This is a genomic window from Devosia crocina (assembly GCF_900116545.1).
Classification (GTDB): Bacteria; Pseudomonadota; Alphaproteobacteria; order Rhizobiales; family Devosiaceae; genus Devosia; species Devosia crocina.
The window spans coordinates 459,709-475,002 of the sequence record NZ_FPCK01000001.1 but is presented as its reverse complement, the minus strand read 5'-3'; the positions used below and the strand labels follow the sequence as shown (position 1 = coordinate 475,002).

The 15,294-nt window shown below is 60.2% G+C and carries 12 protein-coding genes and 1 riboswitch; of the genes, 5 read left to right on the top strand and 7 right to left on the bottom strand.

Features of this window, described 5'->3' with window-relative positions; all coding sequences use genetic code 11:
* Positions 1 to 131 precede the first annotated feature (131 nt).
* From prpC to nrdH, 7 genes are all read right to left on the bottom strand, one after another.
* Positions 132 to 1,274: a bifunctional 2-methylcitrate synthase/citrate synthase gene (gene prpC, locus BM364_RS02210; RefSeq protein WP_092420329.1), complete on the bottom strand. Its 1,143-nt coding sequence runs from the start codon at positions 1,272 to 1,274 to the stop codon at positions 132 to 134.
* 56 nt (positions 1,275 to 1,330) lie between these two features.
* Complete coding sequence (locus tag BM364_RS02205; RefSeq protein ID WP_092420326.1) at positions 1,331 to 2,845, bottom strand: MmgE/PrpD family protein; 1,515 nt, start codon at positions 2,843 to 2,845, stop codon at positions 1,331 to 1,333.
* A gap of 280 nt (positions 2,846 to 3,125) precedes the next feature.
* The gene (gene metE, locus BM364_RS02200) at positions 3,126 to 5,378 is read right to left on the bottom strand and encodes a 5-methyltetrahydropteroyltriglutamate--homocysteine S-methyltransferase (RefSeq protein ID WP_092420323.1); all 2,253 of its coding nucleotides are present in this window, start codon (positions 5,376 to 5,378) and stop codon (positions 3,126 to 3,128) included.
* Positions 5,379 to 5,544: 166 nt separating this feature from the next.
* Positions 5,545 to 5,737, bottom strand: a riboswitch (cobalamin riboswitch).
* A 235-nt stretch (positions 5,738 to 5,972) separates the two neighbouring features.
* Entirely contained in the window at positions 5,973 to 6,947 is a 975-nt protein-coding gene (gene nrdF / locus BM364_RS02195) for a class 1b ribonucleoside-diphosphate reductase subunit beta (RefSeq protein ID WP_092420320.1), read from the bottom strand.
* A gap of 16 nt (positions 6,948 to 6,963) precedes the next feature.
* Positions 6,964 to 9,138, bottom strand: a complete 2,175-nt coding sequence (gene nrdE, locus BM364_RS02190; protein WP_425284864.1) for a class 1b ribonucleoside-diphosphate reductase subunit alpha — start codon at positions 9,136 to 9,138, stop codon at positions 6,964 to 6,966.
* Positions 9,120 to 9,524, bottom strand: a complete 405-nt coding sequence (gene nrdI / locus BM364_RS02185) for a class Ib ribonucleoside-diphosphate reductase assembly flavoprotein NrdI (protein WP_092423769.1) — start codon at positions 9,522 to 9,524, stop codon at positions 9,120 to 9,122. The genes nrdE and nrdI overlap by 19 nt, the downstream gene beginning before the upstream one ends.
* A 61-nt stretch (positions 9,525 to 9,585) precedes the next feature.
* Complete coding sequence (gene nrdH, locus BM364_RS02180; RefSeq protein WP_092420316.1) at positions 9,586 to 9,807, bottom strand: glutaredoxin-like protein NrdH; 222 nt, start codon at positions 9,805 to 9,807, stop codon at positions 9,586 to 9,588.
* An 822-nt stretch (positions 9,808 to 10,629) separates the two neighbouring features.
* Here nrdH and BM364_RS02170 point away from each other — a divergent pair.
* From BM364_RS02170 to bcsN, 5 genes are all read left to right on the top strand, one after another.
* Positions 10,630 to 11,538 (top strand): metal ABC transporter substrate-binding protein, encoded by a 909-nt coding sequence (locus BM364_RS02170; RefSeq protein WP_092423765.1) that lies wholly within the window; start codon positions 10,630 to 10,632, stop codon positions 11,536 to 11,538.
* Positions 11,535 to 12,428 carry a manganese/iron ABC transporter ATP-binding protein gene (locus BM364_RS02165; protein ID WP_092420310.1) on the top strand — a complete coding sequence of 298 codons (894 nt, stop codon included), beginning with the start codon at positions 11,535 to 11,537 and terminating at the stop codon, positions 12,426 to 12,428. The genes BM364_RS02170 and BM364_RS02165 overlap by 4 nt, the downstream gene beginning before the upstream one ends.
* Before the next feature lie 36 nt (positions 12,429 to 12,464).
* Complete coding sequence (sitC, locus tag BM364_RS02160) at positions 12,465 to 13,286, top strand: iron/manganese ABC transporter permease subunit SitC (protein WP_280140641.1); 822 nt, start codon at positions 12,465 to 12,467, stop codon at positions 13,284 to 13,286.
* A complete protein-coding gene (locus BM364_RS02155) occupies positions 13,283 to 14,128 on the top strand; it encodes a metal ABC transporter permease (protein ID WP_092420304.1) in 846 nt (281 codons plus the stop codon). Before sitC ends, BM364_RS02155 begins: the two co-directional genes overlap by 4 nt.
* 245 nt (positions 14,129 to 14,373) lie before the next feature.
* Positions 14,374 to 15,291, top strand: coding sequence for a cellulose biosynthesis protein BcsN (bcsN, locus tag BM364_RS02150; RefSeq protein ID WP_092420301.1), 918 nt, complete (start codon positions 14,374 to 14,376; stop codon positions 15,289 to 15,291).
* Positions 15,292 to 15,294: the final 3 nt, after the last annotated feature.

The window sequence follows — 15,294 nt, the reverse complement described above, 5'->3', positions numbered from 1 at the left end:
ATCGTTTCTATCGTCCCCTCGCCCCTGAGGGGAGAGGGTTAGGGTGAGGGGTTCAGAGCTTCGGTTCAATCAACCGCTGAACCCCTCATCCGGCCCTTCGGGCCACCTTCTCCCCTCAGGGGAGAAGGAAGTCAGCGCTCATCGATCGGCACGAACTCGAGGTCCTCCGGCCCCGTGTATTTCGCCGATGGCCGGATGATCTTGTTGTCCTGGCGCTGCTCAATGACATGGGCCGACCAGCCGGAGGTGCGGGCGATCACGAAGAGCGGCGTGAACATGGCGGTGGGCACACCCATTATGTGATAGGACACCGCGCTGAACCAATCGAGATTGGGAAACATCTTCTTGGTGTCGGCCATCGTGGCTTCGATCCGCTCGGCGATGTCGTACATCCTCGTCGAGCCGGCTTCCCTCGACAGCGTTTCGGCCACGGATTTGATGACCTCGTTGCGCGGATCCGACACCGTGTACACAGGGTGGCCGAAGCCAATGATGACTTCGCGCGCCTCAACGCGGCGGCGGATATCGGCTTCCGCCTCGTCGGGATCGCGGTAGCGCTTCTGGATGTCGAAGGCGACCTCGTTGGCCCCACCATGCTTTGGGCCGCGCAGGGCGCCGATGGCCCCGGCAATGCACGAGAAAATATCCGATCCGGTCCCGGCAATAGTGCGCGCGGTGAAGGTCGAGGCGTTGAACTCGTGCTCGGCATAAAGGATCAGCGAAACATGCATCGCCTTGACGTGGCTGGCGCTTGGCGCCGTGCCATGGAGGAGGCGGAGGAAATGTCCGCCAATGCATTCGTCGTCGGTCTCGAGCGTGATGCGCCGGCCATGCTGGGCGAAATGATACCAGTAGAGCAGCATCGAGCCCTGGCTTGCGATCAGGCGATCGGCAATGTCGCGGGCACCGGCGGGATTGTGGTCATGAGCCTCGGGTAAGGCACAGCCGAGCGCCGAAACGCCGGTACGGAGCACATCCATCGGGTGCGTCGAGGCGGGAAGCAGTTCCAGCGTGCGCTTAACCATATCCGGCAGGCTCCGCAGCGCCTTGAGCTTACTCCGATAGGCTCGCAACTCGCTGCGGGTCGGCAGCGTGCCATGCACCAGAAGATGGGCCACTTCTTCGAACTCGCACTGACGCGCGAGATCAAGGATATCGTAGCCGCGATAATGGAGGTCATTGCCGCTGCGCCCGACGGTGCAGAGCGCAGTATTGCCGGCAACGACGCCCGAGAGAGCCACCGATTTTTTCGGCTTGGGCAGTGTTTCGTTCATTGAAAATCCTCCCGATAAACCGGCCCTCCCCCAGAGGCCGGCAGGGGAAGCGCCTTTCAGCGCTTCCAGTCGAAAATCCCGGTCCGTGGCGCATCGCCAAGGCGTCCGGCTTCGGCCACGAAATTGAGGCCATAGAGTTCCTCCGGCCGCAATTCGACAAGGCGTTCGACGGTGGCAAGGAACCGGTCCTGCTCGGCCGCCGAGACGACACCCTCGGCAAGCGTGCGGAATTTCTTGACATAATCAGGCCGCGCAAAAGGGCGCGCGCCAAACGGGTGCGCATCGGCGATCGCCAGTTCGTCGGTGACGGTCGAGCCATCATCGAGGGTCACGACCACCTTGCCGCCAAACGCCTTTTCGTTGGCATCGTGCGAATGGTAGCGGCGCGTCCATTCGGGGTCTTCGGTCGTCGATATCTTGCGCCAGAGGGCCACGGTTTCGGGACGGTTGGCCCGCTCGGGCGCGTAGGATTTCTCGTGGTTCCAACCACCGTCCTCGAGCGCCACGGCAAAGATATACATGATCGAGTGATCAAGCGTCTCCCGGCTCGCCTTGGGATCCATCTTCTGCGGATCGTTGGCGCCGGTGCCGATCACGTAATGGGTGTGGTGGCTCGTGTGAATGACGATCGACTTGATCTTGCTCAGATCACCGATCTTCGGCCCCATGCGACGCGCGAGATCGATCAGGGCCTGGCTCTGATATTCAGCCGAATGTTCTTTGGTATAAGTGTCCATAATCGCGCGCTTGGCTTCGCCCTTTTCGGGCAGCGGAACCGTGTATTCGGCCTTGGGTCCGGACAGGAGATAGGCGATGAACCCGTCTTCGCCTTCCCAGGCGGGAGACGGCGCCCCCTCTCCGCGCATAACGCGGTCGACGGCCTCGATCGCCATCTTGCCGGCAAAAGCGGGCGCATATGCCTTCCAGCTCGAAATCTCGCCTTTTCGCGACTGGCGCGTGGTGGTCGTTACATGAAGCGCCTGCTGCACGGCCTGGAAAATGGTCTCGGTGGGAAGGCCGAGGGCCGCGCCGATGCCGGCAGCGGCCGAGGGCCCGAGATGAGCGATATGGTCGATCTTGTGTTCATGAAGGCAGATGCCTTTGACGAGATCGACCTGGATTTCATAGCCAACGGCAATCCCGCGGGTCAGTGCTGCGCCCGAGAGCCCGGTATGCTGGGCAACCGCAAGTATGGCCGGGATATTGTCGCCGGGATGGGAATAATCGGCTGCAAGAAAGGTGTCGTGAAAGTCGAGTTCGCGCACGGCAACGCCATTGGCCCAGGCGGCCCATTCGGGCGACACGCGCCGATCGGCCGGAAGGCCGAACACCGTCGCGCCGGGAGCAAAGGGATGCGCCTCGGCCTGACCCCGTGCGCTGACCACCGGACGCCGCGCCACCGAAGCTGCGGCAACCGCGGCATTATCGATGATGCGATTGCCGATCATTTCGACCACATCGGTATCGAGCGGCACGTCGTCGGCGGCCACCTCGGCGATCTTCCAGGCGAGCTGATCCTCGCGCGGCAGGTGCTCGGCGGATTTATAGGTGCGAACGGTATGCGACTTCACGCGACTTCCTCCTCCTGCGACGCAGGAGGGCGCCGCCTTATGCGCACCTTGGCCCAGTTTGCGGTTTTTCCATAGCCCCCAGATCAGGCATTCCCCCTTGCCGGGTCGAGGGGAGGCCTGACCCACCAACCTGCCCCTCTCCCCTGAGGGGAGAGGGCTGGGTGAGGGGTTCAGCTCTGGAGCTTGAACCTTGAGACCAAACCCCTCATCCGGTTTTGCGAACCAACTTCTCCCCTCCGAGGAGAAGGAAGGGGTGAGCGTCACGATTGACCGGCCCGTCCTAAGCTCGCAATGCCTTTGCCGTTTTGACGAGGTTCTCGAGCGAGGCCGTCACTTCCGGCCAGCCGCGCGTCTTGAGCCCGCAATCGGGATTGACCCAGAGCTGGTCGGCCGGGATCCCTTCTGCGGCCTTCTTCATCAGCGCAATCATGTGCCCTTCCCCCGGCACGCGGGGCGAGTGGATATCCCATACGCCCGGCCCGATTTCGTTGGGATATTTGAAGTTGCGGAAGGCTTCGAGCAGTTCCATGTCCGAGCGCGAGGTCTCGACCGAAATCACATCCGCATCCATTTCGGCAATGGCGGGCATGATGTCGTTGAACTCGGCATAGCACATATGGGTATGGATCTGCGTCTCCTCGGCAACGCCCGAAGCGGTGAGGCGGAAGCAGTCGACGGCCCAGCGCAGATAAGCGTTCCAGTCCCGCTGGCGCAGCGGCAGCCCTTCGCGCAGCGCCGGCTCGTCGATCTGGATGATGCCGATGCCGGCCGTTTCGAGATCGAGCACCTCGTCGCGAATGGCAAGGCCGATCTGGCGGCAGGTCTCGGACCGAGGCTGGTCGACGCGCACAAAGCTCCACTGGAGAATGGTCACGGGGCCGGTGAGCATGCCCTTCATCGGACGATCGGTCAGCGAGGCGGCGAAGGCGGACCAGCGCACGGTCATGGGCGCAGGGCGCGACACGTCGCCAAAGATCACCGGCGGCTTGACGCAGCGCGATCCATAGGACTGCACCCAGCCATTTTTGGTGAAGGCAAAACCATCGAGCTGCTCGCCGAAATACTCCACCATGTCATTGCGCTCGAATTCGCCATGCACCAGCACGTCGATATCGAGCTGTTCCTGGATGCGAATGGTCTTTTCGGTCTCTGCCTCGAGGAAAGCGTCATATCCGGCCTGATCGAGCATTCCCTTCTTGAACGCCGCGCGCGCTTCGCGCACGTCGCGCGTCTGCGGAAAGGAGCCGATCGTCGTCGTGGGATAGGCCGGCAGGTTGAATTTTTGCCGCTGCTTGTCGCGGCGCGAGGAGAAGGGCGAGGATCGGCCAAAGGCGATCCGCTCGGCCGAGCGCGCCTTAACCGCAGCCTTGTGGATGCGGGGGCTCGCCTTATACGACGCAACTGCCGCTGCCGAGGCTTCGAAGGCGGCTTTTGCCGCCCCCCTGCCCTGCTTTTGCGCCAGGGTGAGAGTTGTCACTTCATCAAGCTTCTGCTTGGCAAAAGCCAGCCAGGATTTGAGCTCGGCATCGAGATTGGTTTCGCCATCGAGATCGACCGGCGTATGGAGCAACGAGCAGGACGGCGCGATCTGGAGCCGGTCCGGACCACCCCTGTCCCAGGCCCGCGCCACCAGACCGAATGCCGCATCAAGGTTCGTGCGCCAGATATTGCGCCCGTCGACGACGCCCGCAGACAACACCTTGTCTTCCGGCAGCGCCGCAAGAACGGCGTCAAGCTGCTCTGGCGCCCGCACGAGGTCGATGTGAAGCCCGGCAACGGGCAGACCCGCAGCGAGCTCTGCATTGTCGAGCAAGGCGCCAAAATAGGTGGTCAGCATCAGTTTAGGGCCTGCTGCGCCGAGAAGCTCATAGGCGCGGCTGAAGGCGGCCTTCTGCTTGGGCGAGAGATCGAGCACCAGAACCGGCTCATCCACCTGCACCCACTCCGCGCCCGCCGCGGCAAGTTGAGCGAGTAGATCGGCATAAACCGGGATCAGTTCGTCGATCAGATCGAGTGGATCGAGCCCGGGATCCTTGGCCTTGGCAAGGCTGAGAAAGGTCACCGGACCGACAATGACCGGGCGCGTCTCGATGCCGAGCGCCTTGGCCTCATTGTAATGGGCGAGGGGCTTGGCTGCATCAAGCGCAAAGGTCTGATCCTTATGCAGCTCGGGCACGATGAAGTGGTAGTTGGTGTCGAACCACTTCGTCATCTCCATTGCAGGCGCCGTGGTGGTCCCGCGTGCCATGGCGAAATACAGCTCGTCCGCGTCGGCAATCCCGCTAAAGCGCGGCGGAATGGCGCCGACCAGGACCGAGGTGTCGAGCACGTGGTCGTAAAAGGCAAAATCATTCGAAGGGATCACCTCGATGCCGGCATCGCGCTGCAGCATCCAGTGGCGTGCGCGCAGATCCTCGGCGACGGCATGGAGCGCGGTCGCGTCGATGTCTCCCTTCCAATAGCTCTCCTGAGCCTTCTTGAGTTCGCGATGCAGACCGATGCGGGGAAAGCCGAGATTGGCTGAACGGGTCATGATTTTTCCTTGTGCGGGAGCGGGCCCGGCGCAGCTTTGCGCAGGCTGAAATGAAGCAGGACGTCTGGGAGTCGGCCTTGGGCCGGCGTCAGCTTCGCATTCGGAAAATGGAACGAAGGGTCGTCATAAGTCTGGTCCTCTCCCTGATCCGCCCGATCAGAGCCAAGTGGAAATACCGTCCAAGGTAGGTCTCCTGGCTCGCGGATCGAACCGAATGCTCGCCCTTCCCAGCGCCGCGCACCAGTGGACCTGTGAACACCCGTCTCCGCCGACAGTTGCGGGGGCAGCTCCGGACTTGGCCCAAGCCGCACCGGATTCCCTGTTATCCCCTCGCGGGGACCTTGAACGAAAAGAGGATGACGGAGGAGGATAGATAAGTCAATAAGGATATAAAGATGTCTTTATGTGAATAGTGGGCTTAATATCCTGCCATGCCCATCTGGTTCGAGGCTTCGCTATCGCTTCGCACCTCACTACGAGGGCTTCTGGCGGGCCACTGCGCAGTAAGCGTGGTCGGCTACCGCGCACTCGGAACATCTCACCGGAAACAAAAAGGGCGCCATGCGGCGCCCTCTTCAACCCAACTTATGGGTCTCAAAAATCCCAGTCTTCGTCTTCAGTCGCAATGGCCTTGCCGATGACATAGCTCGAGCCTGAGCCCGAGAAGAAGTCGTGGTTCTCGTCGGCGTTTGGCGAGAGGGCTGACAGGATCGCGGCATTGACCTTGCATGCTTCAGGCGGGAACAGGGCTTCGTAGCCGAGGTTCATCAGCGCCTTATTGGCGTTGTAGTGGAGGAACATCTTGACGTCTTCGGCAAGACCAACCCCGTCATAGAGGTCTTCCGTGTAGCGCGCCTCGTTGTCATAGAGCTCAAGCAGGAGATCAAAGGCAAAGTCCTTGATTTCCTGGCGCTTGGCCTCGCTCAGGCGCTCGATTTCGCGCTGGAACTTGTAGCCGATATAGTAGCCATGCACCGACTCGTCCTTGATGATGAGACGGATCAGATCGGCGGTATTGGTGAGCTTTGCCCGGCTTGACCAATACATCGGCAGGTAAAAGCCCGAATAGAACAGGAAGCTTTCGAGGAAAACCGAAGCGACCTTTTTCTTGAGGCTGTCGCCGCTGTCATACTGCTGCATGATCAACGTCGCCTTTTGCTGGAGGAAGGGGTTTTCCTCACTCCAGCGATAGGCGTCGTCGACATCGGGCGTCAGGCAGAGGGTCGAAAAGATCGATGAATAGGAGCGGGCATGAACCGCTTCCATGAAGGAGATGTTGGACAGAACCGCTTCTTCATGCGGGGTCTGCACATCGGCCATCAGCCGGATCGAGCCGACGCCATTCTGGATGGTGTCGAGCAGGGTCAGGCCCGTGAAGACACGGATCGTAAGCTTCTGCTCCTCCGCGTTCAACGTCGCCCAGGAAGGGATGTCGTTGCTGAGCGGCACCTTTTCAGGCAGCCAGAAATTACTGGTCAGGCGGTTCCAGACCTCAAGGTCCTTGTCGTCCTGGACGCGGTTCCAGTTGATGGCGCGCACGCGATTGACCGGCCGGAATTGCATGTTCATTTTGGCAGCCTTCTTGTCAGAGTGCGCAGGAGACACAGCCCTGCACCTCCGTGCCTTCCAGCGCCATCTGACGCAGGCGGATGTAGTAGATGGTCTTGATGCCCTTCTTCCAGGCGTAGATCTGCGCCTTGTTGATATCGCGGGTCGTCGCGGTATCTCGGAAAAAGAGGGTCAGCGACAGCCCCTGGTCGACGTGCTGGGTGGCCGCCGCATAGGTGTCGATGATCTTTTCCGGGCCGATCTCATAGGCGTCCTGGTAATAATCCAGGTTGTCATTGGTCATGAAGGCAGCCGGATAATAGACGCGGCCGATCTTGCCTTCCTTGCGGATCTCGATCTTGGAGACGATCGGGTGGATCGAGGAGGTCGAGTGATTGATGTAGGAGATCGAGCCGGTCGGCGGCACGGCCTGCAGGTTCTGGTTATACATGCCGGTCATCATGACCTTGGCCTTCAGATTCAGCCAGTCTTCCTGGGTCGGGATGTGAATGCCGGCATCTTCGAAGAGCTTCGCCACCTTTTCGGTCGCAGGCTTCCATTCCTTCTCGGTGTACTTATCGAAATAGGTGCCCTTGGCGTATTTCGAGTTCTCAAACCCCTTGAAGGTCTCTTCGCGCTCGGTGGCGATCAGGTTCGAGGCGCGGATGGCGTGATAGGTCACCGTGTAGAAATACATATTGGTGAAATCGACGCCTTCTTCCGAGCCATAGAAGATGCGTTCGCGCGCCAGATAGCCATGAAGGTTCATGGCGCCGAGCCCGATGGCGTGGCTGTCGTCATTGCCCTTGGCGATCGAGGGCACGGACGAGATATTGCTCATGTCCGAAACCGCGGTCAGCGCGCGGATCGAGGTTTCGATGGTTTTGCCGAAGTCAGAGGAATCCATCGCATTGGCGATGTTGAGTGAACCCAGATTGCACGAAATATCCTTGCCCATCTTGGTATAGGACAGGTCTTCCGAGAATTCGCTCGCTTCGCTGACCTGCAGGATTTCCGAGCAGAGATTGCTCATGGTGATGCGGCCGGCGATCGGGTTGGCCTTGTTCACCGTGTCTTCGAACATAATGTAGGGATAGCCGCTCTCGAACTGGATCTCGGCGATCACCTGGAAGAATTCGCGCGCCTTGATCTTCTTCTTCTTGATCCGGCCATCGGCGACCATTTCGCGATATTTTTCGGTGACCGAGATTTCGGTCATCGGCACGCCATAGACCTTCTGCACGTCATAGGGCGAGAACAGGTACATGTCCTCATTGTTCTTGGCGAGTTCGAAGGTGATGTCGGGAATGACGACGCCGAGCGAGAGCGTCTTGATGCGCACCTTTTCATCGGCATTTTCGCGCTTCGTATCGAGAAAGCGCATGATGTCGGGATGGTGGGCATTGAGGTACACCGCACCCGCGCCCTGGCGCGCACCGAGCTGATTGGCATAGGAGAAGCTGTCTTCGAGAAGCTTCATGACCGGAAGCACGCCCGAGGACTGGTTCTCGATATGCTTGATGGGCGCGCCCATCTCGCGAAGATTGGTGAGGCTCAGCGCCACCCCGCCACCGCGCTTAGAAAGCTGCAGCGCCGAATTGATCGAGCGGCCAATCGATTCCATGTTGTCTTCGATGCGCAGGAGAAAGCACGAGACGAGCTCGCCGCGCTGCTGCTTGCCGGCATTGAGGAAGGTCGGGGTCGCGGGCTGGAAACGGCCGGCCATGATCTCGTCGACGAGATCGCGCGCGAGCTGCTCATTGCCCTGCGCCAGGGTCAGCGCCACCATGCAGACGCGATCTTCATAGCGCTCGAGATAGCGCTTACCGTCAAAGGTCTTGAGCGTATAGGACGTATAATATTTGAACGCGCCAAGGAAAGTCGGGAAGCGGAATTTCTTGTCATACGCGTGGTCGTAAAGATCGCGCACGAAATTGAATGAATACTGATCGAGCACGTTCTGCTCGTAATATCCCTCTTCCACGAGATAAGTCAGCTTCTCCCGCAGATTGTGGAAGAAAACGGTGTTCTGGTTGACGTGCTGCAGGAAGTATTGGTGCGCTGCCTGCTTGTCCTTGTCGAACTGGATCTTGCCGCTCTCGTCGTAAAGATTGAGCATGGCATTGAGGGCGTGGAAATCCATCGCCTGATCCTGGCCCTGCCCCTTTGCGGCGGGGCGTTCTTCGGTGCGGTCTAGTGTGAGCGTGTCCAAAACCGTTCGAGTCCTTGCTTGACGTTTGCCACATCCTCATCGGTGCCGAGCATTTCGAACCGATAAAGGAGGGGCACGGCACATTTGGCGCTGACGATCTCGCCCGCTGCACCATAGGCCGCACCAAAATTCGTGTTTCCAGCCGCGATCACCCCTCGGATGAGGCGGCGATTGGCAGGGTTGTTCAAAAAAAGAATGACGGGTTTGGGCACTGTCCCCTTGCCGCCATTGCCACCATAGGTCGGAACCACAAGCACGAAGGGCTCATCGACCTGGGGTGGCTCGCTGCCGGCATCGACCGGCAGCCTTACGCTTGCAAGACCCAGTTTCTGGACGAAACGATGGGTATTTTCCGAAGTGCTGGAATAATAGACGAGAGTGCCCATGGCATCCGGCATCGGTTCATGCGGGGCGCAGGCGGATGTCCCGCGCGCCCAGTCCTCAAAATCAGGCCAAACCACCGATCATGTCGGGACGAAAGCCGGCCCAGTGCTGATCGCCAGCCACTACCACTGGTACCTGGCGATATCCCATTTCCTCGACGCGCGCATAGGCCGCCGCGTCTTCGGAGATGTCGACCACCGTGTAATCGATGCCCTTTCGATCGAGCGCGCGCGTGGTCGCGGTGCACTGAACGCAGGCTGGCTTGGAATAAACGGTGACAGTCATCTTGTCCTCACAGGGATAGGTCTAAAATCAGAGGGTTCAACGCTTCAAAAGTCACGATAAACGCGCATCGATCGCCGCCTGTCCCCATGGGCCACCACCGATACCGGGCTTGTTCCGTCAACAGAATCGAAACAAGCCCTGAACGCTATATATAGTATGAGACAGCAATCCTTACTGCAACGTATATGGTTTGTGACGGTTCCGTCATTCGCGCTTGACTCTCGCTTTCGCCAGCCAACAGGGCTGAAAACCGGCATCTTTTCAGCCTGTCAGATTCGTCTCCGCTCCTGCACGCTTTCCTTCTCGATGTCCGATCAATTTATGACCTTGTGGAAAAGGCTGGGGACTGACCGGGGGGACTGGAGGGATTCGCATAATGCCGGCAAGGACATGGCCAAGCCCGACGGTTTTCCCGCAATTTCTTTCACCCGAGACGGCGGCGAAGCACTGGCTGCCGCGCGGTTTAGAGCAGTGCGCAGGACACACTATATATAGTGTAGGCCTCCAGAAGCGCGCTCTCCCCGGAAGCTTACCCTAGCTCCGTGGTCATTCCCAAGTTGGATGAGGCCTCCGCGCCCTTCGCCCAGTCAAACGCGCCGTTCTGGCCTCGGGCTTCATCCGAGGGGCTTCTTTGGCTTTCCGATGCAGATGCGCCTCCCGCCCAAGCCCTCGGGTCAAGCCCGAGAGACACTCCGCGCGGGAAAAAAGCCGCCAGAAACGCCAAACGCAACCTTCCCTTTTGCGAATCATTCCCACTTGCATCTTTTCTGCGTCGCGCTACATTCCATGCAAATGCAAACCATTCGCAATAAGGTCGTTTCAATGCTCTTTGGTCGTCGGCGTCAGGCTATCGCAACGGTTCTGGCTCTTGGTCTTTCGGTCGCGCTCCCTGCCCTTCCCGTTCTCGCGCAGGATAGGTTCAAGGCCGTGACCAGCTTCACCGTGATCGCCGATATTGCGCGCAATGTTGCTGGCGACGCCGCGACGGTTGAATCCATCACCAAGGCTGGCGCCGAAATCCATAACTACCAGCCCACCCCGGGGGACATTCAGCGCGCACAGGGCGCCCAGCTCGTCTTTTATAACGGCCTTAATCTCGAACTCTGGTTCGAGCGCTTCTTTGCCAATCTGCGCGACGTGCCCTCCGTCACGGTATCGGACGGCGTCGAGCCCATGAGCATCGTCGAGGGCCCCTATGAGGGCAAGCCCAACCCCCATGCCTGGATGTCGCCGAGCGCAGCGATGATCTATGTCGACAATATCCGCGACGCCTTTGCCGAGCACGACCCGGCCAATGCCGAAATCTACGCTGCCAATGCCGAAGCCTATAAGGCCGAAATTACCGCGATGATCGAGCCGATCGAAGCCCAGCTGGCTTCGGTGCCCGAAGACAAGCGCTGGCTTGTGACCTCGGAAGGCGCCTTCTCCTATCTGGCGCGCGACTTTGGTTTGCGCGAGCTCTATCTCTGGCCGATCAATGCCGACCAGCAGGGCACGCCCCAGCAGGTGCGTCACGTGATCGACGCTATGCGCGAAAACCGGATCGGCGTTATCTTTTCCGAAAGCACCATTTCCGCAGCCCCCGCCGAGCAGGTCGCGCGCGAAACCGGCGCGACCTATGGCGGCGTGCTCTATGTCGACAGCCTGACCGAAGCCGATGGCCCCGTGCCAACCTATATCGACCTTCTGCGCGTCACTTCCGAAACCATAGCCAAGGGCCTGACCGAATGAATGCCCCACTTCGCCATGCCGAGGTCGAGACCGGCAGTGGCATTGCCGTCAACGGCGCCACCGTCACCTATCGCAATGGCCTGACCGCCATTCGCGATGCGAGCTTTGCCATCCCCACCGGCACCATTGCCGCGCTTGTGGGTGTCAACGGCTCGGGCAAGTCGACGCTCTTCAAGGCCATCATGGGCTTTGTGCGCCTCGCACGGGGAGACATCACGGTCCTCGGCATGCCGGTCGCGGAAGCCTTGCGCAAGAACCTCGTCGCCTATGTGCCCCAGGCAGAAGAGGTCGACTGGAATTTCCCGGTGCTGGTCGAGGACGTTGTCATGATGGGCCGCTATGGCCACATGAATTTCCTGCGCATGGCCAAAAAGGCGGACCACGAAGCCGTCGAGGCCGCACTCGCCCGCGTCAACATGCTCGACTATCGCAAGCGCCAGATCGGCGAACTGTCGGGCGGACAGAAAAAGCGCGTCTTCCTCGCCCGGGCTCTCGCCCAGGACGGCCGCGTCATTCTCCTTGACGAGCCCTTTACCGGCGTCGACGTCAAGACTGAGGACCAGATCATCGCCCTCCTGCGCGAACTGCGCGACGAAGGCCGGGTGATGCTGGTCTCGACCCACAATCTCGGCTCGGTCCCTGAATTCTGTGATCGCACCATTCTCGTCAAGGGCACGGTGCTCGCCTATGGCCCGACTGAGGAAACCTTCACCCAGGCCAATCTCGAACAGGCCTTTGGCGGCGTCCTGCGCCACTTCATGCTGCACCACAATACGGCAGAGGAGGGCTCGGGCGTGCGCGTCTTTACCGATGACGAACGTCCCCTCCTTTTTGAGGGCGGCAAGGCACGTCGCCATTCACCCGGGGAAACCACCGGGGAGCCGCGTTAAGTGGAACTGCTCCTCGAACCGTTCAGCTATGGCTACATGACAAACGCCATGTGGGTTTCGGCCCTTGTGGGCGGGGTCTGCGCTTTTCTGTCCTGCTATCTTATGCTTAAGGGCTGGTCGCTGATCGGCGACGCGCTCAGCCACTCGATCGTCCCCGGCGTTGCAGGGGCCTATATGCTGGGCCTGCCCTTTGCCCTTGGCGCCTTTTTCTCAGGGGGCCTCGCCGCGGCGGCAATGCTGTTTCTCAACCAGCGCACCAAGCTCAAGGAAGACGCCATTATCGGGCTGATCTTCTCGGCCTTTTTCGGCCTGGGGCTCTTCATGGTCTCGGTGTCCCCGGTTTCGGTCAACATCCAGACCATCGTTCTTGGCAATATCCTTGCCATCACGCCCGAAGATACGCTGCAACTGGCCATCATCGGCTTCGTCTCGCTCGCCGTTCTGCTCGCCAAGTGGAAAGACTTGATGGTGACGTTCTTTGACGAAAACCACGCCCGCTCCATCGGCCTGCGACCGGTCTTGCTGCGCGCCATGTTCTTCGTGCTGCTCTCGGCCTCGACGGTTGCCGCCATGCAAACGGTCGGCGCCTTTCTCGTCATCTGCCTCGTCGTGACCCCGGGCGCCACCGCCTATCTTCTGACCGACAGGTTCCCCCGCCTCCTCGTCATTGCCGTGCTGATCGGCACGGTCACGAGCTTCGTCGGCGCTTATCTGAGTTACTTCCTCGATGGCGCGACGGGCGGCATTATCGTCGTCAGCCAAACCCTGGTCTTTCTCCTCGCCTTCGTCTTTGCCCCCAAGCATGGCCTGCTTGCCGCCCGGCGCCGCGCATCCCAAGCAATCGAGGCAGATCAATGAGCCCGACCGAGCTGCTGCTTCTGCCCTTCCAGTTTCCATTCATGACCAATGCGCTTTTGATCGCGGCACTCGTTGCCGTGCCCATGGCGCTTTTGTCGTGCTTTCTCGTGCTCAAGGGATGGTCGCTGATGGGCGACGCCATTTCACATGCCGTTTTTCCCGGCGTCGTCATCGCCTACATCATCGGCATTCCCTATGCGATCGGGGCGTTCGTCGCCGGCATGTTCGCGGCGGTCGCGACCGGCTTTCTCAAGGACAATAGCCGGATCAAGCAGGACACCGTGATGGGCGTCGTGTTTTCGGGCATGTTCGGCCTCGGCCTCGTGCTTTACGTCCAGATCCAGTCGGACGTGCACCTCGATCACATCCTTTTTGGCGACATGCTCGGCGTCGGCACCGGCGATATCGTTCAGGCCCTCGTCATTGCCCTCCTGACCGCCGGCGTCATCGGGCTCAAGTGGAAGGACTTCCTCCTCCACGCCTTCGATCCCGCCCAGGCCCGCGCTGTGGGCCTGAGGGTCAATTGGCTTCACTATGGACTTCTGGCGCTGATATCCCTCACCATTGTCGGCGCCCTTCAGGCCGTCGGCATCATTCTAGCCATCGCCATGCTGATCGCTCCGGGCGCGATCGCCTTCCTGCTCACCCGCCGCTTTCCCGTCATGCTGGTGCTTGCCACCGCGATTGCGCTTCTGGGATCGCTGCTTGGCGTCTACCTCTCCTTTTTTATTGACAGCGCCCCTGCGCCCACCATCGTGCTGCTGCTCACCATCGCCTTCATTGCGGCCTTTATCCACTCCAGCATCAGGACAGCGCGAATGAAAACGAGCGAAATCGGCTGATCAAAAATCGACGTCTCGCGCTAATTTCGGAAATATGGCGAAAAAGTGATCTGAAACGAGACACAAGCAATTCTACATAATTCTGCAAAGCTCGGTTCAGGACCGGCAAAAAGTTACCGTCCCCCGCAGCTTACCGAGGGGTAAATTTAGCTTTTTATTAACCAGCGCCTGAATAGCTAAGTCTGCCACTCGCTTGTAATTCGTTCTGTGTTGGCCCCTTCCGATGTGACCGACAGTGATCTGACATGCAGAAAAATGGGACAGCAAGGCGCGATTGGCGCACACTTGGACGCTTGGGACTGGGCGCTGTCCTTTGTGCGGGCCTTCTTGCCGGTTGTGCCACCACTACGGATATGCCGGCTTCCGAAGCCGAGAGCGTCCGGCCCACCAAGGCCATGATCCTGCCGCCCCCGGGCGGTCCAGCCATCGTCAATGTGGTCTCGACCACCTTTCCCAACGCCGTGCGTCAGGACATCTGGCTTGCAACCGAGGCACGCAGCACCGGCGAAAACAAGATCAGCATCATCCGCTTCACCGGACGCGGTGGCGATGGCAGCGATGCGGCGCTCCAGGATATTCCCTTCACCCAGGTCAATCTGACCGAAGAGGCGCTTGCCGCCTGGCCAGATTCCGGCATGTCCGTTTCGCCCTATTATGTCCAGAACGCCTATGGCCCCTTCGGCTACGCCATTGCCAAGCCCGCCAATGGCGACACCTGCCTTTACGCCTGGCAGCGCATCGAGCCCCTGCTCAAGCCTTCCGGCGCCATAGACCGCGCCACGGTGATCATCCGCGTCCAGATGTGCCGCCGCGGGGTTAGCGAACAGGCCGTTCTCGACATCATGTATCGCCTGCGGCTCAATCTCGATGTGTTCCCGCCTATGCGCGCACCGGCCAATATAGGGGCCATCGCCGCACCCATCAAACCGGTTGGTGTCGGCGGCTTCGCAGAGGTCATCCCCAGCCAGCGGCCGGCCGCTCCACCAGTGGTGCGCGCCCAGCCTGTCGTTCAGGCGGTAGCGGCCCCTGCGCCCCCAGCCCTGCCGGTGCCTCCGCCGGGTGCACCCATTGTGCCCAGCCCCACTGGCGCCAGCGCGGGAAGCCCGCTCGTGCCCACACCCACCGGCGGCGGTCCCATCGTTCCCTCTCCGAACCGCAGTTAAGAC

Coding starts and splice junctions, on each gene's coding strand:
- prpC (WP_092420329.1), bottom strand. CDS start 1,274: ATGAACGAAACACTGCCCAAGCCGAAAAAATCGGTGGCTCTCTCGGGC.
- metE (WP_092420323.1), bottom strand. CDS start 5,378: ATGACCCGTTCAGCCAATCTCGGCTTTCCCCGCATCGGTCTGCATCGC.
- nrdF (WP_092420320.1), bottom strand. CDS start 6,947: ATGAACATGCAATTCCGGCCGGTCAATCGCGTGCGCGCCATCAACTGG.
- nrdI (WP_092423769.1), bottom strand. CDS start 9,524: ATGGGCACTCTCGTCTATTATTCCAGCACTTCGGAAAATACCCATCGT.
- nrdH (WP_092420316.1), bottom strand. CDS start 9,807: ATGACTGTCACCGTTTATTCCAAGCCAGCCTGCGTTCAGTGCACCGCG.
- BM364_RS02170 (WP_092423765.1), top strand. CDS start 10,630: ATGCTCTTTGGTCGTCGGCGTCAGGCTATCGCAACGGTTCTGGCTCTT.
- BM364_RS02165 (WP_092420310.1), top strand. CDS start 11,535: ATGAATGCCCCACTTCGCCATGCCGAGGTCGAGACCGGCAGTGGCATT.
- sitC (WP_280140641.1), top strand. CDS start 12,465: ATGACAAACGCCATGTGGGTTTCGGCCCTTGTGGGCGGGGTCTGCGCT.
- BM364_RS02155 (WP_092420304.1), top strand. CDS start 13,283: ATGAGCCCGACCGAGCTGCTGCTTCTGCCCTTCCAGTTTCCATTCATG.
- bcsN (WP_092420301.1), top strand. CDS start 14,374: ATGCAGAAAAATGGGACAGCAAGGCGCGATTGGCGCACACTTGGACGC.